The organism is Streptomyces sp. NPDC048637 (assembly GCF_040650675.1).
Lineage (GTDB): Bacteria > Actinomycetota > Actinomycetes > Streptomycetales > Streptomycetaceae > Streptomyces.
On sequence record NZ_JBEZHQ010000005.1, the window covers coordinates 331184 to 356562 of the forward strand.

Below are 25379 nucleotides of genomic sequence, written 5' to 3' on the forward strand. Positions count from 1 at the left end.
GAGGAAAGAGCAGCAGTGACTTCCGGGACTGTCCTTCAGCCGAACTCCGAAGGCCGTCCTGCCGGTTCGCGCAGTTGTGCGCCAAGGCTCCTGGGCCCGGTCGGGTCCAGGCACATTGCACATTCAGCCACTACCAAGGAGGCAAGCATGACCGCCGTTCACACGGAGAAGCCGGTCGCTCCCGTGCAGCCGACCCTCGACATCCTCGACGATGTCGACCCGTTCGGGCTCGACATCTCCTTCATCGAGGGCACGCCGGCGACCGAGACGGTCCTGATGTGCACCACGGGCGACACCTGCGGCAGCTCCTGTCCCAGCGCCTGCACCACCTCGTAAGCCGGGACAGCTCGGCAGTGCTGGCCGGACTGGACTGCCCGTCCGGCCAGCACCCCGCCTACCAAGAACGGAGTGGTGATGACACGCGTACGACACAGCCTGTACCAGTGTGCCGGGCAAGGGATGCTGCGCGCTGCGGTGAACCTCGCCGCCCCGGCCATGCCGTCCTGGCCGGGGCGAGCGGCCCCGCTTGAAGAGTGGCGTTCATGGCTGAGCACAGTGTGGGGCGACGGCCCCTTCCGACAGGCGGTGTCCAGCGCCAGCCCGGATCTGGCCCTCCAGGTGCAGGGGATCCTAGACGGCCGGTTCCCGAAGCTGCGCCGTGTGCGCCGAGCGGCACTGGCCACGGCCCGATACGCGATCCGGTACGAGCGCCGCTCCACCCCGTACGGCTACTTCGCCGGCGTCACGCTGATCGAGTTCGGCGACACGGCGAAGGTCCACTTCGGCCACCACCACCAGGCCATCACCCGTCTCGACCCGGTGGCGCTCGATGAGGCGATCAGTGCATGGGAGACGGACGGCACGCGGATGGCCGACGTCGACGTACGCGTCAATACCCTTGCACAGCAGCGCGAGGGACACATCTACGTGCCGTCCGAGGGCGAGGCCGAGTTCCGCCTCGCGCTGAGCAGCCCCGCGCTCAGGTTCGTCCTCGACGCAGCGCGCTCCCCCATCCGCTACTCGCTCCTGGCGGACAAGCTCGCCGCCGAGTTCCCGGCCACCTCCGAACGCAACCGCGTCAAGCTGCTCGGAGAGCTGCTTCGGGTGCGGCTGCTGCGCTCGTCGCTGCGCGCACCCGCCACCGTCATCGACCCCACCGACCCGTTACCGCCCGCTCTGCTCGCGCAGGTGCGCGACCGCTCGGCGGCCACCGATTTGCGGCTGGACGCCACGGTGGTGCTGCCGCGGGAAGTCGTGACCGAGGCGGAGGCTGCTGCGACCGTCCTTGCCCGGCTCGCCACGCACCCGAACGGCACTCCGGCCTGGCGCCGCTGGGTCGAACGGTTCACGGAGCGCTACGGCGAGCACACCGCGGTGCCGGTGGAGGTGGCGACAGACCCCGAGAGAGGCGTGGGCTTCCCCGACGGGTTCGTCAAGGTGGTCGAGCCTCCCCGCCCGATGTCCCGACGCGACCGGCTCTTGCTGGAGCTGGCCGGAACCGCAGCGGTCGAAGGCACCCGCTCCGTGGCCCTGACCGGCGCGGTGATCGAGGAGCTGGAAGCGGCCGGTGAAAAGCCCAACCTCACCGCGCCTCACCTCGAATTGGCCGCTCAGGTACATGCCCGCTCGGTCCAGGTTCTGGAGCGAGGAAACTTTCGGCTCCGCGTGGTCACCGTCTCCCGCTCGGCCGGCTCGATGTCGGGACGGTTCTGGCACCTGCTCCCGGATACGGGGGAGATGTACACGGATCTGCCCACGGTCGAGCGCGGCGCCGAGTTGGCCCAGCTTTCCTTCCACGCCGGGCGCGTCCCGGCCGACCTCCTCACCCGCGCCCCGTGCGTGCTGCCCCGGGTCGTCAGCGTCGGTGAGTTCCGCCACCCTGGCGACGGTGTGCTGTTCTCCTCCGACCTGGCTGTCAGCGTCCGCGACGGCCGCCCCTGCCTGGTTGAGATCGCCACCGGCACGCACCTGGAACTACTGGCTCCGACCGCGATCAACTTCCTCTGGAACAACTACACGCCGCCGATGGCTCGGTTCCTGGGCGAGATCAGCCGGGCCACAGCACCGCAGGTGACCTGGTTCGACTGGGGCGCGGCATGGACGCTGCCCTTCACTCCGGCACTCACCTACCGGCGCTCCATCCTCGCGGTCGCGCGGTGGAAGGTGCGGACTCGGGATCTGCCCGGCCGTACCGCACCTATCGAGGAATGGGCCGAGCAACTGCATGCCTGGCGAGGCCGTTTCCGGGTGCCGGAACGCGTGCTGCTGGCTGAGGACGATCAGCAACTCCCTCTCGATCTGAGCCAGGACATGCACCTGGACCTGCTGCGCGCTCACCTGGACGCCAGCCCCATCGGCGTCGCAACCCTGCACGAGGCACCGCCGCCCGACGGCGATGGCTGGATCGGTGGCCGGGCCCACAGCCTCGTCCTTCCCCTGGCGGCACGCTCATGACGAGCACAACGTTCCCACCCCGTACGCAGGATCTCTCCGAGGGCGCTCTTGGGATGGCGTTGTTGGACATCGAGCTCGGCGACCTGTCCACTGCGCGGCGCCACCTCACGCAAGCCGTCGCACACGGCGTGAGCTCCGGAGGCAACGCGTCTCTGTTCCACGGAGCCCCCGCGCTGGAGTTCGTACTTGCCCGCACCGGACATGCCGGCCGCCACGTCCGCGGAGTCGTCGACCGCGTCGTGGATGCCCGGCTGGCCGCAGCACGGCGACGGCGGGCGTCCGGGGCTCTGCCCAACCTCGCGGAATGGGACCTCATCCGCGGCCTGGCCGGTCTGGGCGCGCTTCTCCTGACCCGCGGAGCACCCTCCGCCCGGCTGACGGACGTGCTGGCTTACCTCGTTTCCCTGTCACGGCCGGTCCGCATCGCGGGCCGGGAGCTGCCGGGATGGTGGTCCGCGGTTGGGCCCACAGGTGAGGAGATGGCCGGCGGGCACGGCAATAACGGCATGGCGCACGGCGTCGCCGGTCCCCTGACGGTGCTCTCTCTCGCTGCCCGACGCGACGTCCAGGTGCCGGGGCAGCCCGAGGCGATCGAGGTGTTCGCGCGCTGGCTGGACAGGTTCGGCGGGTGCTACTGGACTACCCGCGCCCAACTGGACGCTGCCGAGCCGCCCGAGCTGGAGACCGCCCGCCAGTCATGGTGCTACGGCCAGCCCGGCATCGCCCGCGCCCAACAGCTCGCCGCGCTTGCCCTGGGCGACCCGGCCCGACGCCAGGCTGCAGAGGACACCGTCGCACGCACGCTGTCCGACCGCTTCCACCTCGCTCGGATCACCGACGCCACGCTGTGCCACGGCTGGGCCGGTCTGGTAACGCTCGCCCGCGCCGTTGCCGCTGACAGCCCCGTCCCCGAACGTTTCACCCCCGCGATCGGCGACCTGCAACAGCGCCTGGCCGCAGACCTCGACCGGCTGGCCAAGCCCGGCTTCATGGAGGGCCGCAGCGGCGCGCAGCTCGCCCTCACCGGCACGAACGCCACGGACTGGACCAGCGCTCTGCTGATCACCTGACCTGCACCGATCCCACCGACAAGGAGCGCCCACGCGTATGGACTTCGACGACGAGAACCTTCCGATCACCCTGGACACGACCTGGTGGCACGCCAGTGTGGCCTTCCCCGGCGGCTCGGTGAGCCCCGAAGCCGCCCAGGTCCTGTCGGCCGCGCTGCACGACCAGCGCTTCCACTTCCTGCGCAAGGACTCAGGGCTGCGGCTGCGCACCGAGCGCCCCTGTGCCGCAGTGCTGGACCGCCTTGTCGCCGAACAGCAGGCCACCGGTTGGGTCGGCGGCGTCTACGAGCCGGAGACCGATGTTTTCGGCGGGCCCGAGGGCATGGACGTGGCGCACGACGTGTTCTGCGCCGACAGCCGCAGCGCCCTGCCCGAGACCGGAAGCCCCGGCACCCGCGAGCGCTGCGTGATGTTGCTGTCAGCCATGATTCGCGAAGCCGGCCTGGACCCGTTCGAGGCCGGAGACGTCTGGTCCCAGTTCGCGGCCGTGCGGCCCCCCGTCACTCCGCCCAACGGGGCCGCGCTCGACCGCTCGGTCTCGGCGATGCGGCGTCTGATGAACGCGGACGCCGGCCGTCGGCCGGACGCTGAACCGGGCTGGGCTGAGCGCGTCACGGCCTTCGAGGACGCAGGCCGTCGCCTGCGTCAGCTCGCCGCTGATGGACGACTGATACGTGGTCTGCGCGCCGTCCTCGCCCATCACGCGATCTTCGCGTTCAACCGCGCCGGCGTGCCTGCCGCCGAGCAGGCCGCCACTGCGTGGTTGGGCCGCCAAGTCGCCTTCTACACAGGGGAAGACGCTGTCGTGTCTACCCGCCGGTCCACTTTTGCGGACCCTAACGTCGCTCGAATGGAGACCACCGTGACAGCCGTCACTGACCCCGCCGAACTGCGCGAATCCCTGGCGAACCGCCTCGTCGACAGCGGCCACCTGCGCACCCCCGCCACCATCGATGCCTTCCGTACCACCGACCGCCACCAGTTCCTGCCCGGCGTCGACATCGAGTCGGCGTACAAGGAGGACGCGGTCCCCATCAAGCACGACGAGCACGGCGAGATGATCTCCTGCATCTCCGCGCCCTCCATCGTCGCCACCCAGCTCGAACAGTTGGGCGCCCAGCCCGGCCACAAGGTCCTGGAGGCCGGAGCCGCTACCGGCTACAACGCCCGCCTGCTGGGCAAGCTCGTCGGCCCGAGCGGGCACGTGTGGACCCTGGACGTCGACCAGGACCTCGTCGCAGGTGCCCAGAAGAACCTCGCCCAGGCCGGGGCTACCAACGTCACCGCCATGCTGGCCGACGGCGCCGCCGGACTTCCCGAGCACGCCCCGTACGACCGCATCCAGTTCACCGTCGGTGCGGGCGACGTCCCCGTGAAGATCCTCGACCAGCTCGCCCCCGGCGGACGCCTGGTCCTGCCCATGCGGATTCGCGGCAGCATCAGCCGGAGCTTTGCCTTCGAGCGGGACGGCGACAACTGGAAGACCGTCTCCTGCGAGATGGCCACCTTCATTCCCCTGCGCAAGGGCGTCTGCGACGACATCTACACCCTCGTGCCCATGGCCGGCGAGGGCAACGTCCGGCTGGAGACCTTCAGCGAGCAGAACGTGGACCACGACGCGATCCGCACCGTCCTGGACCAGCCGCAGACCAAGATCTACACCGGCGTCAAGTTCCGCCAGGGCGACCCGTGGGAGTGGCTGTACCTGTACCTGGCCTGTGTGCTGCCCAATGGCCTGTCGCGCCTGCCCGGAGCACGCCCCGGCTTCACCCCGCACTTCGGCTGGGGATCCATGGCCGCGCTCGACGGCGACTCCCTGGCCTACCTGACCATCCGCGAAGGGGAGGACGACGAGGGCCGGTTCTGGGAGATCGGCGTCATCGGCCACGGCTCCCGAGGCGACGCGCTCGCCGAACAAGTCGTGCGCGAGATCCGCGACTGGGATGCAGGCTGGGGCAACACCGGGCCGGAGCCCGCCTTCCGCATGGCGGTCGGGGACGCCCGCGACAAGCTCACGGCGGCCGACCCGCGCTTCATCATCGACAAGACGTACGGCCGTCTCGTCGTCGACTGGCCGCGCAAGGGCTGAGCCGATGATCCCCGCGATGGCCAGCCGCATCCCTCTGGTCTGCCGCTCGAAGGCGCCGGCGCTCCCGCTGGACGACCGCATCACCCACCTCAACGCGCTGTCCATTGCACCCGCAGGCGCGAGCCACCGCGACCTGGTGGCACGTGTCTGCGGGGTCCTCAACTATGCCGCGCTGATCGCCTCCGACGTAGGGATGCCCGCCCTGGCAGCCGACCTGTGCTGGAGACAGCACCAAGTCTTCGCGGCCGCCGGGCGCCTGACGGGCGATGTCGCTGTGATGTCGTTGATGCCCCTTATCAATGTCTCCCGGTTGCTGACCCGCGAGGGCGACGGCGAAGCCGCCTACAACGTCCTTGCCCGCCTCTACCGCGCCGCTCAGAAGCGCGGGGCAGCCGAGATCCACGGACGCACCGTCGACCTGTGGGCACTGACCGACACGGACGCGAACCACCGCAAGGTCTGCCAAGAACTGTGGGTCACCGTGCTCGTTGACGGCGCCCGCGCCCTGGCACGGATCGGCCGCTGGGCCGAGGCCGCCGACATCATGGCCAAGCACCGCGGCATCGGTAACCGCCTTCTCGACGGCCGCCAACTCCAGATCATGGCGCTGATGGAACGCGGCCTCGACCAGCAGGCTCGCAACACGATCGACACCACAGTCCCCACGGAACCGTGGGAGAACGCCATCGCGGCCCTCCTGCGTCTCCACTGCCGACCCGCGGTCTCGCCCGCGCCGCAGCAGGAGTTGGACCTCGCTCTGCAAGGGGCAGCCGCGCTGATAGCTACACCCGAACCCTCGACAGCAGCGTTCCAGACCAGAGCCGGACTGACCGCGCTCGATCTGGCCCATGACCGAACCAGCCCCCACACGCCCCCGCTACAGGATGCCGTGGCGAACGTGGCCATTCTCGACGCCTACGCCGCTCGCGACGTCCTGAACCACTCCGTGACCCGTCCCGACCTGACCACCGCGCAGATACAGAAACTCGACGCCGTGCTCACCGCCTCAGGACTCGGCACAGGGCATCTCTCAACAACCCACATGCAGACCCTCACTGAGGCCGTAGACAAAGCGGAGGTCGCCCTCCGCGGGCTTCTGTGACCGTTCCGCAGACGATCCGTCCGGCCGACACTGCGCCAAGCGATCAACGCCCACCTGCGCCGCACACCCGCCGCCTACGAAGCATCCGCATCCGAAGGGCCGGCACCGCCCAACGGACTGCCCCATGACGACTCCAGCCTGAGATCAACCCACGACCGCCACCCAGGAGCATGACGTGAAGCGCCCCGCCTGCCAGGGCGGCGGCACGCCAGCGCCACTGCCCTCCGGGCGATGCCCGCACGCCCCTCCCGGACTTGCATCGACCAAGGCGACGCAAGCCCACGAGGAGTGAAACGCACCGTTCGAGTGCCGGCCTGCATCCACAACCAAAGCCGCGCCCACCTTCCGCCACCGAATAGAACGTGCATCCACTAACTGCCCCCTCTTCACCCGTTACGGGGAGCGGGATGGGCCGTTCTTTAGAGCACCTGTGCCCACCAACGCTCGTTCCGGAGGAGCCATGAACCCTGTGCAGGTCGACGCACATCAGCCCATTCGATTCGAACGGTGGCGGCCCGCGGCCGTAGCGGCGGGCCTCCCCAGGCACGTGATTGACGCCTCTGCCCGGCCTTTTCTCCCCTCATCCCGTCCGGATACGTGGTGGTGGGCATGAAGCTGCGGAGCACTGTGACCCGCTTGGTCCGGGCCGTGAGGCGCGACGGCGAAGGGGGAACCCACATGAAGCGCCAACAGACAGAAGCGGACGGCGTCTCAGCGGCGGAACGCGAGCTGTTCGGGGGACGGCTGCGCTGGGACCAGTCGTACATCGGGCACGAAGATGTGGTCGCCCGTATGGGGTTCGGGCAGATGGCCGCCGCGCTGCCGCGCATGGTGGGTGTGGTCTTACGTGCCGGGTGGACCGCAGACCGACGGGCCCTGACCGGCCTGGTGGTCTCGCAGATCGCACAAGGTGTGACGGCCGCGCTCGGCCTGGTGGCCGTCAATGGTGTGCTCAACCAGTTGTTCGCGGACGGCCCGACCGGAGACAAGCTGCGACAGTCACTGTCTGCGCTGCTGGTGCTGGCGGTCGTCTCCGTGGGGGCGGCGCTGCTGTCGGCCTGGTCGACAGCGATGTCCGGTCGGCTGGAACCGCAGGTCGAGCGGGCCGTCTCCACCCAGTACTACCGAGCCGTGACACGGGTGGAGGTCGAGGCTACAGAACGGCCCGACGTGCAGCGGGACTTGGAGGCAGGGAAGTTCGGCACCGATTCCGCCAGGCGGATGCTCGGCCTGTCCGTGGGCGTCTCCGGCGTCGTGATCGGCATGGTGGCTGCGGCCGTGGTCCTGGCCTCGCTGCACTGGGCTCTTCTTCCGATGTTGCTGGCCATCGCTCTGCCCAAGGGCTGGGGGGCCGTGCGCTCCGCCCGCCGCGAATACATTTCGCGCCTGCACTGGGTCGACCACCGCCGGGCAGTGGCCAGTCTGTTGCAGTACCTGACGATGCCGCACGCGGCGGGCGAGATCCGGGTGCACGCGGCCTCCGCGCTGCTGCTGCGCGGGTACGGGGAGATGTCGGGGCTGATGGAGACCGAGCAGCGGCGCCTGGCCCGGGCCCAGGCTCGCACGGACCTCGTCGCCGGCGCGTTCTCCGGTCTGGCGTCTCTGGGTTGCTACGGATGTTGTGGTGGCTGCTGACCAGCGGCGGGCTGCCGCTGGCGGTCGGTGGCACCGCGGTGGTCGCGATCCGCAACTCCACCGCCCGGCTCACCTCCCTCGTGCAGCAGGTCAACCGTATGTACGAGGAGATGTTGCAGCTCGGCGACACCGAGGCGGCCACTGAGCTGGCGGCGAAGCACGCCATCCCGGCGACGGGTGCGCCGCTCCCCTCCCCGGTGCGGGCCATTGAGGTCCAGGACGTCTCCTTCATCTACCCGGGGTCGACGACGTCCTCGCTGCGCGAGGTGAGCGTCACCGTGCGCCGGGGCGAGGTGACGGCGCTGGTGGGCGCGAACGGCTCCGGCAAGACCACGCTGGCCAAGCTCCTGGCCGGACTGCTGCTGCCCAACAACGGAGAAGTGTGGTGGGAGGGGGCTAACGGGGAACGGGTGGAGGTACGCGAGGCCGACAGGGCCCAGGTCTTCAGCTCCATCGGGCTGCTGGCGCAGGACTTCCCGCACTGGCAGATGACGGCCGCTGCGAACATCGCCGTCGGTGCTGGTGACCGCCCGCGGGACATGCCCCAGGTCAAGGCCGCCGCACAAGCCGCCGACGTGGGAGACCTGATCGAGGGCTTGGAGCACGGATGGGACTCCATCGTCTTCAAGGGCTATGAACGCGGCGTGGAGCTTTCAGGCGGGCAGTGGCAGAAGCTGGGCAACGCCCGCAGCCGCTACCGCGACGCGCCGTTCCTCCTGGTGGATGAACCCACCTCCGCCCTCGACCCGCACGCCGAGATCGAAGCGTTCGAGCGCCTGCGGTCCATGGCCGGCAACGGCACCGGGGTCGTGCTGATCACCCACCGTCTCGCCGCGACCGCCACCGCCGACCACATCTACGTCCTCGATGACGGGCGCATCGCCGAACACGGCACGCACGACCAGCTCATGACCGCCGGTGGCCTTTACCACGGCATGTTCCAAGCGCAGGCCGCCCAGTACGGAATCGCCCTTCCCCCGGCAGACGGACTCCCCGCACCTCGGCGCGAAGACACGCGTGAGCACAAGAGAGCCCGGTGAGCACTGCTCACAGAACCCCGCCGAACACCCTCCCCAGGCGGCGCTCCGGCGCCGACCCCCCTGTCGATTCCGAGGTGATGACATGCCGCCCAGCCGCTCCCTCATCCGCAGCACCGTCGAGGCGTATCTCGAACGCCACCCGGACGAGCGTTCCGGCCTTGACGCTCTCCTGACGGCTCTCGACTGCCCTGCCGACCCGACCAGTCGCACTACCCTCCCCGGCCACGTGACCTGTGGCGCCATCCTGATCGACGACACCGGCCGGGTGCTGCACATCCATCACCGTGCCAGCGGGAAGGTCCTCGCCCCTGGCGGCCACACCGAGCCCGGCGATGAGACGCTCGCCGCGGCGGCCCTGCGCGAACTGCACGAAGAGGCCGGCATCCCACCACACGCCGTATCCGCCTGGCCCGGGTACGCCAGTGTGCCCTTGGACATCGATGTGCACGACATCGACGCCAGTCCGGCGAAGAACGAATCGGCCCACCAGCACTACGACCTGCGCTTCCCCTTCCGCCTCGTCGAGCGCGAGGCGGCCATCACCCTCCAAGCCGAAGAAGTCTCCGGGTGGGAGTGGCGCCCCCTGGACCGTGTCACCTCGCCCACGCTGCGCGAAAAGCTGCTCAAGCTCGGCTCCTCCGCCGCCGTAGCCGAGCCAGTGAATGCCTCGGCCCTGATCCACAACGACGCCGGACAGTACCTCCTTCACCTGCGTGATGACGTTCCCGGCATCTGGGAACCGGGAGCCTGGTCGCTCCTGGGAGGCGGCCGTGAAGCGCAGGACCGGTCGCTGGAAGAGACCGTCCGCAGGGAACTGCGGGAAGAAGCCAGCCTCGATCTGCCGGACTTGGAGCCGTTCGCCGTCGAGGAAGCACGCAGCGACGACGGCGCAACGATCTCCATCGCCATCTACTCGGGCCGCTGGAACGGCGCCCCTGCCGACCTCACCCTGACCGAAGGCGTGATGCTGGCGTGGTTCGACCCGGAGGTCCTCCCCCGGCTGCGGATCAGCCCCTCAACCGTCGACCTGGTGAAGCGCCACGCTGCACGTGCAGGCGGGTCCGGGCTCGCGGGGACGCCCCGTCCGCCGACCACGCAGGTACCCGCGCCGAGCGTGGCCGTTCTGAACGTCATCGGCGTCCACCTCTACCTGGAGGACACCGAAGGGCGAGTGCTGCTCGGGCTGCGCCACCCCGACTCGGCCTACGCCGCCTCCATGCACCACTTCCTCGCGGGCCACTGCGAGCGCGAAAGCGCCGTGACCTGCCTCGTGCGGGAGGCGCAGGAGGAAGCCGGGCTGGTGATCGACCCCGGAGACGTCGAACTCGCCCACGTGGTCCACCTCGTGGACGCCTCCGGCTACACCCCGCGGATGGGATTGGTCTTCCGTGCCCGGTCCTGGTCCGGGAGTCCCGAGATCCGGGAGCCCGACAAATGCATCGGCTGGCGCTTCTGGAATCCCGAAGAGCTCCCCGAGCCGGTCGTTCCGTATACCCGGGCCGCCATCGAAGGCATCCGTGCAGGCCGCCTCTATACGGAGATGGGCTGGTCATGACCGCTGAGGAGAGCCGAGGAACGGACCGAACCAGCACGCAAGGCGGCGTGCCACCCCGGCGGGGCAGGGACCGGCCGACAGGGGCGGGCGGCCCAGGAGCCGCCCGCGCAGGTGAAGCCGCATCCGCGCGGGCACAGATGGTCGCCCGACTGGAGGCGGCCGGTGCCCTCGTCCCCGGCCTGGTGCGTGAGGCCCTGCTCGCGCTGCCTCGCGAGGTGCTGATGCCGCAGGCGTACGTCCGCCGCAGCGCGCTCGATGAACGTCCGCCGCGCTGGGACCTGCTGGACTGGTCGGAAGCGGGTGACCGCGAGGAGCTGCTGGCGGTGCTCTATGGCGGCGAGAGCGTGCTCATCCAGCACGACGGGGAGCCGCTCCTGGACCGGCCGAGAGGTGCTCGCTCGGACGGGGCGATCACGTCCATGTCGACCGTGATGAGCCTGACCTCCTCCTTACTGGAGGAGCTGGATCTGCACCCCGGGCAGCGGGTGCTCGACATCGGCACCGGCGCCGCGGTGACCGCGGCGGTGGCCTGCCACATCTGCGGGCCCACCGCGGTGGTCACCCTCGACCGCGACCGGAACATCGCGACGGCCGCCCAAGCGCGACTGAAGGCACTCGGGTACCGGCCCGCCGTGGTGAGCCGGTACGGACAGGACGGCTGGGCCAAGGGCGCCCCGTACGACCGGATATTCGTCTCCTTCGCCCTCCCGCGCGTGCCGGAAGCGTTGGTCAGCCAACTCGCGCCCGGAGGCAGGCTATTGGTCCACATCACGACGGCGTCGCCGTCGTGGCCCGCACTGGCCGTGGTCTCCCGGCATCCGGAGGGGCGGATCGTCTCGCAACTGCGGGCGGTGGAGTTCGCCCACCGCGCGGGGCACGGCCGCAAGCAGCTCTTCCTGTCCCGGCAGCTCCGCGAGCGCACCGAGACCCGGCACGCCGACGGTGCAGAGGTCCGGCCCTTCCGCTCGTCTGCGGTGCCGCCGCCGGAGGAGGCCCGCGGCTTCTGGCTCGCGCTGGACGCGCTGCACCCGGGCCTGGTGCGGCACCGGGGAGTCGGAGACCTGGCGATCGGCGCGCCCGACTGCGGCTCCTGGATGGTCGCCCACCCGGACAGGACCGGCACATGGGAGGTCACCGCCAGTGGACCACGGGACATCTGGGCCGAGATCCACGAAACGGCCCTCCGCTGGCGGGCCGCCGGCGAGCCGGAAAGCTACCGGCTCGACCTGGAGCCCGATGGCGAACAGCGGGTGAGCGCCGGCCACGGACCGGGCGCCTTGACCTGGCGACTCCCCGCGCCCGACACAGAAACCGAGGAGGCAGCGCGATGAAGCACACCACCACCGGAATTGAGCCGACGCGGACGCAACCCGGCACCCCCGTACGGTCCGGCGGATGCCTGTGCCGGCGGATCCGGTTCACGATCGTCGGGAAGGCCGACTACCCCCACACCTGTAGTTGCCCGCACTGCCAGAAGCTGTCGGGTGGCCCGATGATGTCCTGGGCCTCATTCCCTCTGAGCGGTCTGACGTGGACCGAAGAGGGCGGCGAGCCGGCCTGGCACTACACCTGGCCGGATTCGCGGCGCGGCTTCTGCCCGGGCTGCGGCAGCCAGCTGTGCGCTCTCGACGACGGGGCCACCAGCATCGCGATCACCCTGTCCGCGCTGGACGACGCAACCGGCCTCGTGCCGGTCAACCAGAGCTTCCGCGAGGACGCCGTCGCCTGGCTGGCCCAGGTTCCCGACACCCAGCACCGCAGCATCACCTGACCCTCCACTCAGCCGTGCCCCGGACGCGTGAGCGTCCCGCTGTCCGATCCGGACCGTGCGCGCTCGCCCAAGCGCAGATCTGTGCCCGACGGAGCGGTGCCCCGACACCGCGTCCGGCCCAAGCCGAACCCGGCGCCCGCCCGGCTGGGTAATGCCGTCCGCTGGCACGCCTTCGTGCCATCCCACGCCCGTGAACCGCCGTACATCTACTGCTGACGAGGAGCGAAAGCTGTGGCATACGACCGAGCCGAATGGCCCAAGCACTACGACGACGATGGTGGCTTCCTGCCTCTCCGCGACAGCGAACGGAACCTGATCACCCGGCACGCCCCCGCCCCGGACGGCGGGCGTGCTCTGGAGCTGGGCTGCGGCACCGGCGAACTCGCCGCCTTCCTCGCCGAACTCGGCTACACCGTCGATGCGGTTGACTCCGCCGAGGGCGCACTGGCCCGTGCCCGCAAGGAACGCGCAGACGCCGAGCGGGTGCGGTGGCTGTGCCTGGACATCGAGCACGACGATCCAGCCGACCTGAGCGACGACGGGTACGACCTGATCACCCTGCGCCTGGTGTTCGCCCTCCTGCACGATCGCACCCGAGTCCTGCACGCCCTCGCTGCAAGCCTGCGACCACGCGGTGCGCTGGTGGTGGTTACACACGTGGCGGTGAGCGCGCCGGAGGAGCGACGGCACATCGTGCTCGACGAGGAGGAGATCGCGCTGCTGGCGGAGGGGTGGTCGCAGATGGAGCGGTTCGAGGCGGAGGACCTGGCGGTGCTCGTGCTGCGCGGCCCCGCCGGGGAATTCACCGCGGTGGAGAAGGGCCGGCCGGAGCCGCAGTCCGTCGTCGGGGTGTGTGCGGTGGTCACCGACGTCTCCGGGCGCGTGCTGCTCGGCCGGTCGACACAGGGCATGTGGGAGCTGCCCGGCGGGCGCGTCGAGGCTGGCGAGTCTTTCCAGATGGCAGCGGTACGGGAGTTGGCCGAAGAGACCGGCCTGACGGCCGACATCTGCAATGCCCACCTGCTGACCATCCTCCACGACGACCGGGCGGACGTCCGGCGGCTGTCCGCGGTGGTGCGCATGAGCACGTGGGACGGAACGCTCGGCCTACCGGAACCGCACCGGTTCCGGCGGTGGGAGTGGCACGACCTGCACGCGCTGTCCGGCCTCGGAGCGCTCTTCACACCCAGCGCCCACGCGCTGGAAGCGGTATGGCCCGGCGTCCTGCCCGGCCTGCCGCCGATACACTCCTACCCGCACGCGCTCGCGGCTCCGGCTGTCGGCGGCGAACCGGCCGAAGCGGTCCGCCTGCGGCAGGAGATGACCGAGCGCATCATCGCCGGAGGCTGGGCACCCTCCTCTGCGGTCCAAGACGCACTGCGGACGGTGCCGCGGCACCGGTTCGCCCCGGAAAACCCGTTGCGGCTCGCCTACGACGACGACCTTGCCCTCGTCACCAGCCGGGACGAAACCGGTACGGCCGTCAGTTCCGTGAGCGCTCCCTGGCTGCAAGCCGACATGATCGAGAAACTGCGCCTGCAGCCCGGGATGACGGTGTTCGAGGCCGGTTCCGGCGGCTACAACGCCGAACTGATCGCCCACGTCGTCGCCCCGGCCGGACGCGTGGTCACCATGGACCTCGACCGCTACGTCGTCCAACGCACCCGACGGTTCACCGCCGAGGCCGGCAGCGGACAGGTGACGGTACTGCTCGGCGACGGCAGCCACGGTGCGCCCGGGCACCTGCCGCGCGGAGGCTTCGACGGCAGCGTGATCACCCACAACTGCTGGGATGTTGCGTCGGCTTGGCGGGAGCAGTTGGCCGAGGGCCGGTATCTGGTGCTGCCGCTGGAGATCCACGGCTACACCCGCGCCATCGCGTTCCAGCGGCACGGAGACGTGCTGCACGCGCGCGACTGGACGTACTGCGGGTTCGTCCGCGACCGCGGTTCCGCCGCCCGCACCACCCCGATCATCGACCTGGCCGGGGGCGAATTGCAGCTGTGCCATGAGGACGGCACGCCCCCGGATCCCACCGGCTTGGAAGAGGCGTTGCGAGGCCCGCGATATGAGCTGCCCACCGGCGTCACCGTTGCGGGGAACGAGTCGTTCGAGACCCTCCAGCTCTATGCGGCCACCACCCTGCCGGCGTTCTGCCGACTGGCCGGTGCCCGGAACACCGCTCTGGCCCACCTTCCGCACAGCGCGGACGCCGCGGCCACCGTCGCGGACGGCTCAATGGCCTACCTCACTTACGTCCTGGTCAAGAACGGCGAGACACCTGAGGAGCGCCGCTCCGAGTTCGTCGTCCACGCCGTCGGCCCGGCCGGCACCGAGCTGGCGGAGCGAATGGCCGCCTGCGTACGGTCCTGGGACCAGCACGTCCGCGGGACCGGCTACCCGGAAATGACCGTGCACCCGGCAGGCACTCCCGACCACGCACTCCCCATCGGGCACGTCCTAGACAAAACCTCCTCCCGTCTGGTGTTCCAGTGGCCGGGCCAGCCTCCCGCCGCTCAGGGGACGGCCGAAGCAGCGGTTCTCGCAGAGTCCGGAGGCAGTCGATGACCACGAGGACGGAGCAGACGACGTCGCCGTCGGCAGGGCCCGGCCCGGTGGAGGCGGACATCTGGGAGACGGTTGGTCGGCTTGCCCGGCTCTTCGAGGCCCACGACGGCGCCCGCGGCCTGGGCCAGGCACAGCAGTGGACCCTACAGGTGCTGAAGATCGCCGAGGAGACCGGCGAAGCCTCCCAGGCCGTCATCGGTGCCCGCGGCACCAACCCCCGCAAGGGCGACAGCCACACCTGGCAGGACGTCCACGCCGAGGTCGCCGACGTCATCATCACGGGCATGGTCGCCCTCGCTCGCATGCGCCCCGACGACGCCGAGCACTACCTCCAACGCCAACTCGACGCAAAGGCGGCCACGTTCCTCCCGGCAGCACCGAGTGCCGGCCTCGCGGCAGATGTGGAGACGGCATGAGCGGCACATGGATTCCTCCCGAGCAGTACATCGCGACCCTGCCCAAGGCCACCGTCTACGGGTGCCTGTTCGTCACCGACGAGGCATACCGCCCGCTCCAACTACGTGCTGCGCGCACCCCTGACCTATGGCAGTGGCCCGGCGGCAACATGGACCCAGGCGAAACTCCCTGGCAGTGCGCGCTCCGCGAGTGCCTCGAAGAAACGGGCTTAAGTCTCACCGTCGAACAGCGGCTGCTGGCCGTGCACTTCTTGCCGCCACTGGGCAACTGGACCACCCACAAGGTCGGTTTCGTCTTCGACGGTGGCCGGCTGACCCAGCAGCAGATCAACAGCATCGTCCTGGACCCGGACGAACACACCGAGGTCGCCGTCAAGCCGCTGGACGTCTGGAAGAAGGAGATGTCGCCGCGCTCCTTCGCCCAGCTCCAAGCGGTCGCCCGCGCCCGCCATACCGGAGCGGCCTGCTACCTCGAAGAGACGTCGTAGCACGCACGGGAGCGGAGCGGCCCGCCACTCCGCTCCCGTCAGGCCAGCGGTACCCGTGTGGAGGAATCCGCAGTTCCCCTGGACGCGGTCCCCGATGTCGTACGAGGGAGCCAGGACGGCCTGACTCGCTCGCCCAACCGATTCACCAGCAGCCCGCCGTGCAGTCGAACTGTCCCTGCACGGCGCCGGCCAATGTCTACGGAGGCATCTTGTTCACCGGCATCCGCACCATCATGATCTTCGCCGAGGACCCCGACGAGGCCGCCGGGTGGTGGTCTCACCTCCTTGACACCCCCGTACACCGCGAGGTCGCCGGCACCCACGTCTACGCCTGGCTCGACGTCGGCGGCGTCGAATTCGGCTTTCACATGCTCGATGAACAGCGCAACAAGCGCGGCGGAAGCCCAGTGCCGTACTGGTCCGTGGATGACATCGAATCCGCACTCACGAAACTGCTCGCCGAGGGGTGCACTCAGCACCGGGGCCCCCTCGACATCGGGGACGGCACCGGCCGCCAGATCGCACAGGTTGTCGACCCCTTCGGCAACATCATTGGCATCGACGGGCCATGACCGTGCCGTGCCCTGCCTGGCGATTTCACGGCCCCTCCCAGCGACTAAGCCAGTACCGGAACTCAATGCGGCGATGCCGCCTCCTCTCCGGGATAGGTTCTGAGGGACTTGTGTCTCGTGGACGGAGCCATGGATGCTGCCGATGAGCTTGGCCCAGATTGCCCAGGTGGTGCAGGGGCGACTGCACCAGGTGCCCGACCCGGACGCCGTGGTGGCGGGCCCGACGGTCATCGACTCCCGGCAGGCCCGCGATGGGTGCCTGTTCGTCGCCTTCGTCGGCGACCAGGTCGATGGTCATGACTTCGCGAGCGCAGCTGTAGCCGCAGGGGCCGTGGGTGTGCTGGCGTCGCGGCCGGTGGCAGGGCCGGCGATCGTCGTCGCGGATGTGCTGGACGCCCTGCGCACGCTCACTTCCTGGACGGCCCAGAAGATGCTGGGCACCACGTGCATCGGCGTGACCGGGTCGAGCGGAAAGACCAGCACGAAGGACTTGCTGGGTCAGGTGCTGTGCCGGTCCGGCTCGACGATCGTCACGGCTGGGTCGCAGAACAACGAGATCGGCGTTCCGCTGACGGTGCTGGGTGCACCCTCGGACACCGAGTACCTGGTGCTGGAAATGGGCGCACGGGGAATCGGCCACCTGTCCTATCTGACAGAGATGGTCCCGCTGGACGTGTCGTTGGTTCTGAACGTGGGGTCGGCGCATGCGGGAGAGTTCGGCGGCCGGGAGGCGACTGCGCAGGCCAAGGGTGAGCTGGTCGAGGCTCTGTCGTCCGATGGTACGGCGCTGCTGAACCTCGACGATCCGCTGGTGGCAGCCATGGCATCGCGCAGTAAGGCGCCGGTGACGTACTTCGGCTGTAGCCCGCAGGCACATATCCGGGCCGAGAACGTCGAGCTGGATGAGCGCGGCCGGCCGCGCTTCGATCTGCTCACCCCGGCCGGGAAGGCCTCCGTGACGCTGCAGTTGCTGGGGGTGCATCAGGTGTCCAATGCGCTCGCCACGGCGGCTGTCGCGTACACGCTGGGGATGGGTACTGCGGAGATCGCGGACGCGTTGAGTTGCGCGGTGGCGACTACGGGGAGCCGGATGCAGCTGCACGAGCGGGCCGACGGGGTCACGGTGATCGACGATGCGTACAACGCGAACCCGGACTCCATGGCGGCGGCGCTTCGGGCTCTGACGTCGGTGGGCGGCGCTGACCGGCGGACGGTCGCTGTTATCGGGGAGATGCGGGAGCTGGGGGCGGAGTCGCCTGCGGAGCACCGCGCGGTGGGCGAGCTGGCCGGCGGACTCGGCGTGGAGGTGGTGGTCGGCGTCGGCGGTGTTGAGGCCGGTCAGGTGGTGGCTGGCGCAGCGGCGAAGGGGGCGGTAACCCACCTGACTGCTGACCGCGGTGCTGCCGCTGACCTGCTGGCCGGGCTGCTGAGGCCCGGAGACCTGGTCTTGGTGAAGGCAAGCCTGGGAGCTGGGCTCCAGGCCCTCGTCCGCGACCTGCTGGACGAGTCGACAGGAAGGTAGAGCGGTCACGCACGGGCGGGGGCGACGGCCTCGTGGGAGACCGTCGCCCCCGCCCACAGGGATGGATCGGGGCGTCAGCCCAGGACGCAGGACCACAGCGTGCGTGGGTTGACGGTGAGCTGCCCGTCTTCGGTGCGAGTGTGGGGGAAGGACAGACGGCCGTGGCCGAAGCGGTCGTTGTCCAGGATGATCATCTCGCCCGGGCGAAGAGTGTGGGTGTAGCGGACGGCGGGGTGGTTGGCGGCCTGGGCGAAGTGGCCGAGAGCTTCGGCGTACTGCGTGCGGACTTCGTCGTCCATCGCCATCCGGGGGAGCTGGTCGAGTATCGCGAGGGAGTAGCGGGCTCCGAGGTCTTCGTCGCAGGTTGCGTCGTCCAGGTCGTAGAGCAGGGGCAGGGTCGACCACTCGTCGACGACGTGCTGGGCAGTGATGCGGAGGGGGGCCCGGGTCAGCAGGGCGTGGTCCGCGCTGTAGGTGTCGGGTGTGCTTTGGCGCATCTGGCGCAGTGCGTCGGACCACCGGATGATCGTGGATTCGCCAGCTTCGCCGGGCTCGGCCGGCCAGCCGTCGGTGGTCATCAGCATGGCGATGTACTTCGGGCGACTCTTGCTGAACGCCCGTGCGGAGTGCGCGGGAAGCGGCCCGCCTTGCTCCTGCACGCGCGTGCCGGTTGTGGAGCAGCGGACAACGTTGATGTTGGGGTGCAGGGTGTAGGCCGTGCTGGTTGACCCCGCGCCGTAGTTCTCCAACGGCCGCCCGAAGTAGCGCAGGAAGCCGATGTACTGCTCGGCGTCGGTGGTGGGGAAGCCTTGGATAAGTGCGGCCCTGTGGTCGGCCAGTCGCTGCATGACCCGGTTCACGAGTCCGTCGGGGCCTGTCGCGGCGCCGATCGGCTTCCCGAAGAGCCCGGCGGAGTCCTTGCCGATCTGGTTCATGGTCGAGTCGTCTCCTGGGCGCTGAGCCTTGCGGATCCTGCTGCGTGGACCACACGGTGCAGGTAGGGGATGAGGTCTGGGTCGGCGGTAGCGAGCACGGCCAGTTGTGGTGCGAGGTGAGCGAGCCGGGCCCGGAACGTGACGGGGTTGCGCGTGTGGGCCGGGGCGTAGGTGACCGGGAGGTCGCCAAGACCTGCGGATTCCAGGAAGGCCCGTGCGCCCAGAGCGCCGGTGGCATCGCCTGAGACGCACACCACGCCAGCGATCTTCTGTCGCAGCCCCGGTTGACGCAGGAACGTGTCGTTGTTGCCCCAGATCAGGTCGCCGCCGAGTTCGCAGACCACCAGGTCGGGCCGGTGTTCTTCGGCGTACAGCAGGCAGTGGCCTATCTGGGCGGCGAACCGCTCCGCGCTGGTGTAGGAGGAGGGCAGTCCGCAGTCCACGAGGTCGACGGTGGCGGACGCGCCGGCCTTCCGGTGGGCGAGGGAGTCGGCGATGCCGCCCGAGCCCGTGGGCTTGATCGCCACCACGTGGAGGCCCATGAGATTGACGAGATGGTCGATCATGCGGCCCGCGAGCGTCGTCTTGCCCACCTCGGCCGCGGTGCCGCATATGACCAGGACCGGCGCGGTGGCCTGCTCTACGGCAGGGGTTCGCGCGAGCTGGGCGGTGTTGACCGCCCCGGTGGGCCCCGCCAGCAGGCCGATCGCCTCCACGGTGGCGGAAGCCTGTGCTCCTTGGGCGTTGCCCGTGGCCGGTGACCAGCTCTCGATCCCGAGGAGTCCGCTCTGCCCTCCCAGCCATGACAGCTGGGTGCCCTCGGCGATCGGGATACCGTCCGCGGGCAGTCCTCCGGAGGCGTGGGTGGTGGAGTCCCGGTTGGCGAGGACGCCCAGCAGGACAGTGCCTGCCCGTACCGGGTGGCGGGCCTCCTGTGAGTCCACGAGGAAGACGACCCCACCCGGGTCGACGACCCGGACGAGTACGACGTCTCCTTCCTTCCCGAGCCCTTCCCGCACCTCGGTGCCGAACCGGCTCAGGTCTCCTCGGATGGTCGTGGCCTGCAGTGCGGGAAAGTCCGACAGCTTCACCGCTCCCCCCTCCCCGAGCGGCCCTGCGCCCGTTCTCCGTGCTCGGAAGGTCCCGTCGTCAAGGGGACGGACTTAGTGAGTGCTTCGGCGTAGTCCGCGGTGACGAACGCGCTGCGCGGTGGCGCCTGCGGTGCGGGGTCCTCTGTCACGTACAGCAGGCTGGGGCCGTCCAGGAGCACGGCCTGGGCGAGGGCGTCGTCCAGCTCGCCGGCGGTGCTGCTGCTGAACGCGTGCCGGTAGCCGAGCACCTTGGCCGCTGCGTGTACACGGCCTGTGTCGGATGGGCCGGGTACGCGCTGTCCTCCGGTGCTTCGGTAGACGCCGTTGGAGCTGACGATATGGACGAGCGGCAGCCCGAGGGCACCGATGAGCTGCGCGCAGCCCCACCCCATGAGGTGGTTGCCGTCGCCTTCCAGAACGATGGCGCCGGAGTTTGGCCGGGCCAGCAGGTAGCCGGCCGCGACACCTCCCGCCAGTCCCATTCCGCCGTGAAGCGGCAGTACGGGGTGCTGGCCCGGGTCGGCCAGGGTCATGACCTCTCGGCACAGGAGGCCGTTGCCGGTGAACAGCGGCCAGCCCCGGCGCGACGCCGTCGCGACGGCTGTACGGGCGATGGCGGTCCTAGTGGCCATGGGTGCCTCCCGGGGGCAGAAGCAACGCGCAGTGGGTGCGCTGACGGCGGCACTTCTCGTACCAGCCGGCGGTCTCCTCGATGTCGCCGGCGATGCGCCAGGGGATGCCGAGGCTGTCCAGGAAGGGGGTGGTTCGCTCGCCGGAGACCACGTGATGCGGCAGATGGTCGCTGCCCACACCGGCCCAGCCGACGAGCATGAACAGGCTCACCTCCATGTCGCGTGCCAGGGACAGCAGGGCGTCGCCGCAGGTGAACAGGCCCGCGTTCTTCATGTAGAGCATCGGCCGGGCTCCGCCGAGCTTCAGTCCGCAGGCTGTGGCCACCGCCACGTCTTCCCGCGGAGCGATATGGACGGGGATGGACTGCGCCACCTGCTCCATGAGCGCGCTCAGGTGGGAGTCCGGTACGCCGACGGCGCAGTCGAATCCCAACCCGAGCAGTTGCTGGTCCAGGGTCTGCATCGTCACCTCGCTTCTTTTCTGGGTGCCAGACGTCACAGGCAGGAACGGGCGGAGGGGTTGCCGATGCGGAGCAGCGTCTGGACGTCGGCCAGCGGCGGTCCCCCGGGGGCGCTGAACGAGCCGGTGGCGGCGAAGTGCGCGGCGGCGGCCGTCATCGCCGCCAGGGCTGCGCGGGTGAACTGGTTGGCGTAGATGACCAGCGAGAAGCCGGCCTCGCCCAGCTCCTGAGGCCCGTGGTGCGGGAACGCGGTGGGGACGGTGACCAAGGGGACTCGGCCGTTCCAGGCGGCGGCGGTTTCCAGGGCCTGCGCGCCGCTGCGGTCCTTGGAGTGGACCAGTACCGCGTCCGCGCCGGCCTCGGTATAGGTGTGCGCCCTCTCCAGCGCTTCGGGCAGTGTGCCGCCGCAGATCAGCATTTCGGTGCGTGCGATCAGCAGGGTCTGCGTGGCCGTGGCCTCGCGCAGCGCGGCGAGTTGGTCGACCACTAACGCGGTCTCGGCGAGCTGCTGGTGGCGGTGCTCGGCGAAGCTGTTGACCTTGGGATAGGTGCTGTCCTCCAGGCACAGTGCTGCTGCACCGGCCGCCGTCAGGTCGGCGCCGAAGCGGTGCGCGGTGGCCACCGAACCGCCGGCGTTGTCGATGTCCACGATCACGGGGAGGCCAGCGGCGCTCCGACCGAGGACGCTGACCACGTCGGCTAGATCGCGGGGCCCGAGCACGTTCTCGTCCGGCAGCCCCAGCGAGGTGGAGACCTCCAGGCCCGAGACCCACAGGGCGTCGAAGCCGGCTTCGACGGCGACCCGGGCCGACAGGGCGCTGGCCGCGCCCACCGCTCGCAGCGCAGTACGTTCGGCCTCGGCCCTGGAGAGGGACTGTGCCAGCCGGGACGAGACCACGGCTTCTTCCACGGCAAAGGTCATGGGAATTCCCTTCAGTGCAGTGAAGCGGAGACAGCGAGTGCTGCTCCGTGCGGAACCCGGCGACCCGTGCAAAGGGTTAGCCGCCGGCAGGCTCATGGGACGAGGGCAGGCTCCGGGGCGCCGTGCGGCTCCAAGGAGCGCACCCAATCGGCGAGCGCGTCCGCCCACCTGCTGGTGGCGACTCCGACACGCACCCGGTACATCGGGGCGCTGTCGATCAAGAGGTCCGCCACCACCCGTACCGGTGCAGGGTCGGGCTGCCATGTCCAGCCGGGCAGCCATCCGGTCGGCAACCGGTCCTCGATCAGCCGCTCTCCGATGAATGCGCGCTTCTCGGGCGGAGTCAGGCGCCGTACGGCCAACCCGGTGCTGGTGGTGTCAAGGCCCAGGTCGACAACGGCCGCCACGCGCGCAGGAGGCGCGGCGATCGGTCGGGAGAACACCTCGTCGAGACGTGAGAAGAACACCTCGGCCTTGCCGTCCCGGCGGTTTCGCGGTGCCCAGTCCTCCGGCAGGGCTCCCAGCACGCGGTTGCACCGTACGGTTCCCTCGTCGATCCGTACGACATGAGGCCAGGCCGCCGCCTCAACCTGGTCGCCGGCAGGCGCGAGCAGCGTGGCGTCGTTCCCCAGGGCAGACAGACCGCGGGTGATCATCTCGACGAACACCGTCGTCTTGCCTGCCCTGTGAGGGCCGAGGAACAAGCAGCAAGCCCCAGGTGCGATTTGCACCGCGGAGGAATGAGCGAGCACCGCTCCCTGACGCTCGACGGCGCGCCGAAGCGGATACTTCACGAGGTAGTGCACGAACGGCAGATGGGCGCTCTCCGACCCGAACTGTGCGACGGAGATCGAGGGCTCCCCCACGGTGACGATCGAGAGCGGCGGCCCATCGTGCACCATGCTGGCACCCCGCGGCACTGCGAGAAAGTCACCGCCCCCGTGAGGAAGCCTCATTCTCTCCCAGCCCGGCCCTTCGGGCACCCCGCGAAAGTGCCGCACCGACACCACAGGTACGACGCCATCACCGCTATCAACCACGGTCTGGGCGCCGTACGACTCGAACGGCCCACGCAGCGCCTGGCCAAGAGCCGGGGGCCCGGCCAAGCGGACGCGGGCGCCCCGATAGAGGATCTCGTACAGGCTGCTGTCTTGCGGATGGACAGTCGGCTCAGTGCTCATCTACGCCTCCATGAACAGCCCGAGAGTGCCGGAGTGCGCACGGCGTACCCGGGAGAAGGTCCGATCGGTGCGCTCAGGCTGGCGCAGCCCGCCGCCGGGCGGGAAGGGGATCGGGTGTTGCTGTCCGTTGCGCTCACGAGCAACAAGGAGCAACGCCCAGCCCACTGCCAGGAGATACCCCGTCTCGCTACTGTCGATCACCTCGTGTGATGGACCAAGCGCTCGGCGGAGGCACCGATGGACAGGTACCGGCTTCAGACCAGCCCGAAGGCCCTCGGCTACCTGCTGACCCGGGCCATCGACGCTCGCGGTTGGCGCCGGGCGGAGACCGCTCGCAAGTTGCGGGAGTTGAGCGAGAAGCGCGGGCACCCGCTCAACACCGGGCGAGACGGCATCTGGTACTGGGAACACGGCCGCACCCCGGACAGAGCAACACAGCTTCTCCTCGCCGAGTTATTCGGCATTCCCCTCACGGCGGTCGATGAGCGACCATGGCCGGAGTGGCTGTCCGAGGACCCTGCCCAACGGCCCGCACCACGCCCCTGGACATCCGTCGGCGCCACCCAGGCTCTCGCCACGCTCCAAGGAGGCGCCATGGACACCACTCGCAGGAAACTCGTCCTGATCGCCGGCGGAACCCTGACGGCTTCTCTCCTTGCCTGGATCACCGCGGACCCGGCCGCGGCCGGCCAGCTCACCCACGGCAACAAGATCGGCGAGACTGCCGTCGCGAGGCTCGAAGGCCGGGTCCGCAAACTGCACCGCATGGACGACCTCGACGGGGGCGGCGGCATCATCGACGAGACCTCCAGCGCCCTCGCCCTGGTATCCGGCCTACTGCGCAACCGTTCCTGCACTGACGCCCACCGCCGCCGCCTCTACGCAGCCGCCGCCGACCTCGCCCGCCAGCTGGCCGCCGCACTCTTCGATGTCGAAGGCGAAGTCGCCGACGACGCATTCGACACCGCCCTCCGCTGCGCTCACATCGCAGGAGACACCGCCCTCGGCGCAAACGTTCTCGCCTTCTGGAGCGCCGCCGCCTACAACACCGGCCGACTGCACGACGCCGCGAATATGGCCTCCACCGGACTCACCGCCGTACGCAGCCGTGCCACCCCCCGAGTCGAAGCGCTCCTCACCTCTCGTCGCGGTCGCGCCCGCGCCCACCTGGGCGACCCTGCATGCTGGAGCGACTTCGACCGAGCCCAGAGCCTCCTGGCCGAAGCGAACGGCCACCAAGACCCGGACTGGGCCTACTGGTTCGACGAGGCCGAACTCCTCGCCGCCCGTGCATCCAGCCACCACGACATGGGCCAGCCGGCCTCCGCTGCACACGGGTTCGCACAAGCTCACGCCCTCTTCGATCCCGAGTGCGTGCGTACGCGAGCGCTCTACCTCACACGCCAGGCCGACGCCTACTTCGAGCACGGCGAGATCGAACGCGCATGCACCACAGCAAGTGACGCACTCGATCTGGCGGAGTCCATCAGCTCGCGCCGTACCACAGAGCCCCTGCTGAGCCTGGCCGGGCGACTCGCCGCGTTCGACACCCTCAGCACCCGCGAGTTCCACGACCGAGCCCAGAATGCGCTCACCGCCTAGTGTCCTGAGTTAGGAATTCGTTTCAGATAGCCGGCGAGGCGTTCGAGGATCTCGTCGGCGGTCTTCGTCCAGACGTATGGCCTGGGGTTGGTGTTCCAGTCGGCGATCCAGGTCCGGATGTCCTTCTCCAGGGCCTGGACGCTCTTGTGGACGCCTCGCCGTATCTGCTTGTTCGTGAGCTCTGCGAACCAGCGTTCCACCAGGTTGAGCCAGGATGATCCGGTGGGTGTGAAGTGCAGGTGGAAGCGGGGGTGCGCAATCAGCCAGGTCTTG

23 protein-coding genes and 1 pseudogene are annotated in these 25379 nt (G+C 69.7%); 16 read left to right on the plus strand and 8 right to left on the minus strand.

The genetic code is table 11. From position 1 onward, the window contains the following. Positions 1–147 precede the first annotated feature (147 nt). The 15 genes from AB0C46_RS10775 to murF all read left to right on the plus strand — a co-directional run bounded on the left by AB0C46_RS10775 (position 148) and on the right by murF (position 18282). Positions 148–336, plus strand: a complete 189-nt coding sequence (locus AB0C46_RS10775; protein WP_362827396.1) for an FxLD family lanthipeptide — start codon at positions 148–150, stop codon at positions 334–336. Positions 337–495: 159 nt separating this feature from the next. After that, a complete protein-coding gene (locus AB0C46_RS10780) occupies positions 496–2454 on the plus strand; it encodes a lantibiotic dehydratase family protein (RefSeq protein ID WP_362827456.1) in 1959 nt (652 codons plus the stop codon). After that, positions 2451–3524: a lanthionine synthetase LanC family protein gene (locus AB0C46_RS10785; RefSeq protein ID WP_362827397.1), complete on the plus strand. Its 1074-nt coding sequence runs from the start codon at positions 2451–2453 to the stop codon at positions 3522–3524. Before AB0C46_RS10780 ends, AB0C46_RS10785 begins: the two co-directional genes overlap by 4 nt. 37 nt (positions 3525–3561) lie before the next feature. Next, a complete protein-coding gene (fxlM, locus tag AB0C46_RS10790; protein WP_362827398.1) occupies positions 3562–5613 on the plus strand; it encodes a methyltransferase, FxLD system in 2052 nt (683 codons plus the stop codon). A 16-nt stretch (positions 5614–5629) separates the two neighbouring features. Next, positions 5630–6715 (plus strand): hypothetical protein, encoded by a 1086-nt coding sequence (locus tag AB0C46_RS10795; RefSeq protein ID WP_362827400.1) that lies wholly within the window; start codon positions 5630–5632, stop codon positions 6713–6715. 678 nt (positions 6716–7393) lie between these two features. After that, positions 7394–8350, plus strand: coding sequence for a hypothetical protein (locus AB0C46_RS10800; protein WP_362827402.1), 957 nt, complete (start codon positions 7394–7396; stop codon positions 8348–8350). Then, a complete protein-coding gene (locus AB0C46_RS10805; RefSeq protein ID WP_362827403.1) occupies positions 8332–9390 on the plus strand; it encodes an ABC transporter ATP-binding protein in 1059 nt (352 codons plus the stop codon). Before AB0C46_RS10800 ends, AB0C46_RS10805 begins: the two co-directional genes overlap by 19 nt. An 82-nt stretch (positions 9391–9472) precedes the next feature. Then, a complete protein-coding gene (locus AB0C46_RS10810) occupies positions 9473–10945 on the plus strand; it encodes an NUDIX domain-containing protein (RefSeq protein ID WP_362827404.1) in 1473 nt (490 codons plus the stop codon). Positions 10946–11082: 137 nt separating this feature from the next. Beyond that, a complete protein-coding gene (locus tag AB0C46_RS10815) occupies positions 11083–12276 on the plus strand; it encodes a protein-L-isoaspartate O-methyltransferase (protein WP_362827405.1) in 1194 nt (397 codons plus the stop codon). Further along, the gene (locus AB0C46_RS10820; protein WP_362827407.1) at positions 12273–12716 is read left to right on the plus strand and encodes a GFA family protein; all 444 of its coding nucleotides are present in this window, start codon (positions 12273–12275) and stop codon (positions 12714–12716) included. The genes AB0C46_RS10815 and AB0C46_RS10820 overlap by 4 nt, the downstream gene beginning before the upstream one ends. A 231-nt stretch (positions 12717–12947) precedes the next feature. Then, positions 12948–15284 carry a methyltransferase, FxLD system gene (gene fxlM / locus AB0C46_RS10825; protein ID WP_362827408.1) on the plus strand — a complete coding sequence of 779 codons (2337 nt, stop codon included), beginning with the start codon at positions 12948–12950 and terminating at the stop codon, positions 15282–15284. Beyond that, positions 15281–15700, plus strand: a complete 420-nt coding sequence (locus AB0C46_RS10830; protein WP_362827410.1) for a MazG-like family protein — start codon at positions 15281–15283, stop codon at positions 15698–15700. The genes fxlM (AB0C46_RS10825) and AB0C46_RS10830 overlap by 4 nt, the downstream gene beginning before the upstream one ends. Further along, positions 15697–16188, plus strand: a complete 492-nt coding sequence (locus tag AB0C46_RS10835; RefSeq protein WP_362827412.1) for an NUDIX hydrolase — start codon at positions 15697–15699, stop codon at positions 16186–16188. Before AB0C46_RS10830 ends, AB0C46_RS10835 begins: the two co-directional genes overlap by 4 nt. A 209-nt stretch (positions 16189–16397) precedes the next feature. Then, on the plus strand, positions 16398–16760 hold the full coding sequence (locus tag AB0C46_RS10840; protein WP_362827414.1) for a VOC family protein: 363 nt from the start codon (positions 16398–16400) through the stop codon (positions 16758–16760). A gap of 133 nt (positions 16761–16893) precedes the next feature. After that, positions 16894–18282, plus strand: a complete 1389-nt coding sequence (gene murF / locus AB0C46_RS10845; protein WP_362827415.1) for a UDP-N-acetylmuramoyl-tripeptide--D-alanyl-D-alanine ligase — start codon at positions 16894–16896, stop codon at positions 18280–18282. A gap of 74 nt (positions 18283–18356) precedes the next feature. On the opposite strand, the gene AB0C46_RS10850 is transcribed toward murF, so the two are convergent. From AB0C46_RS10850 to AB0C46_RS10880, 7 genes are all read right to left on the minus strand, one after another. Continuing rightward, positions 18357–19217 (minus strand): TauD/TfdA family dioxygenase, encoded by an 861-nt coding sequence (locus AB0C46_RS10850; protein WP_362827417.1) that lies wholly within the window; start codon positions 19215–19217, stop codon positions 18357–18359. Further along, positions 19214–20308, minus strand: coding sequence for a hypothetical protein (locus AB0C46_RS10855; protein WP_362827418.1), 1095 nt, complete (start codon positions 20306–20308; stop codon positions 19214–19216). The genes AB0C46_RS10850 and AB0C46_RS10855 overlap by 4 nt, the downstream gene beginning before the upstream one ends. Then, complete coding sequence (locus AB0C46_RS10860) at positions 20305–20940, minus strand: thiamine pyrophosphate-dependent enzyme (protein ID WP_362827420.1); 636 nt, start codon at positions 20938–20940, stop codon at positions 20305–20307. The genes AB0C46_RS10855 and AB0C46_RS10860 overlap by 4 nt, the downstream gene beginning before the upstream one ends. Next, complete coding sequence (locus AB0C46_RS10865) at positions 20930–21409, minus strand: hypothetical protein (protein ID WP_362827422.1); 480 nt, start codon at positions 21407–21409, stop codon at positions 20930–20932. Before AB0C46_RS10865 ends, AB0C46_RS10860 begins: the two co-directional genes overlap by 11 nt. A 26-nt stretch (positions 21410–21435) precedes the next feature. After that, positions 21436–22323 carry an isocitrate lyase/phosphoenolpyruvate mutase family protein gene (locus AB0C46_RS10870; protein WP_362827423.1) on the minus strand — a complete coding sequence of 296 codons (888 nt, stop codon included), beginning with the start codon at positions 22321–22323 and terminating at the stop codon, positions 21436–21438. Between the two features lie 92 nt (positions 22324–22415). Continuing rightward, positions 22416–23225 carry a hypothetical protein gene (locus AB0C46_RS10875; RefSeq protein ID WP_362827424.1) on the minus strand — a complete coding sequence of 270 codons (810 nt, stop codon included), beginning with the start codon at positions 23223–23225 and terminating at the stop codon, positions 22416–22418. Between the two features lie 279 nt (positions 23226–23504). Then, the gene (locus AB0C46_RS10880) at positions 23505–23705 is read right to left on the minus strand and encodes a hypothetical protein (protein ID WP_362827425.1); all 201 of its coding nucleotides are present in this window, start codon (positions 23703–23705) and stop codon (positions 23505–23507) included. 36 nt (positions 23706–23741) lie between these two features. Here AB0C46_RS10880 and AB0C46_RS10885 point away from each other — a divergent pair, with 36 nt between their 5' ends. After that, a complete protein-coding gene (locus tag AB0C46_RS10885) occupies positions 23742–25106 on the plus strand; it encodes a transcriptional regulator (protein ID WP_362827426.1) in 1365 nt (454 codons plus the stop codon). On the opposite strand, the pseudogene AB0C46_RS10890 reads toward AB0C46_RS10885, so the two are convergent. Further along, a pseudogene (locus AB0C46_RS10890) lies at positions 25103–25379 on the minus strand (IS630 family transposase); the annotation flags it as partial. The gene AB0C46_RS10885 and the pseudogene AB0C46_RS10890 overlap by 4 nt on opposite strands.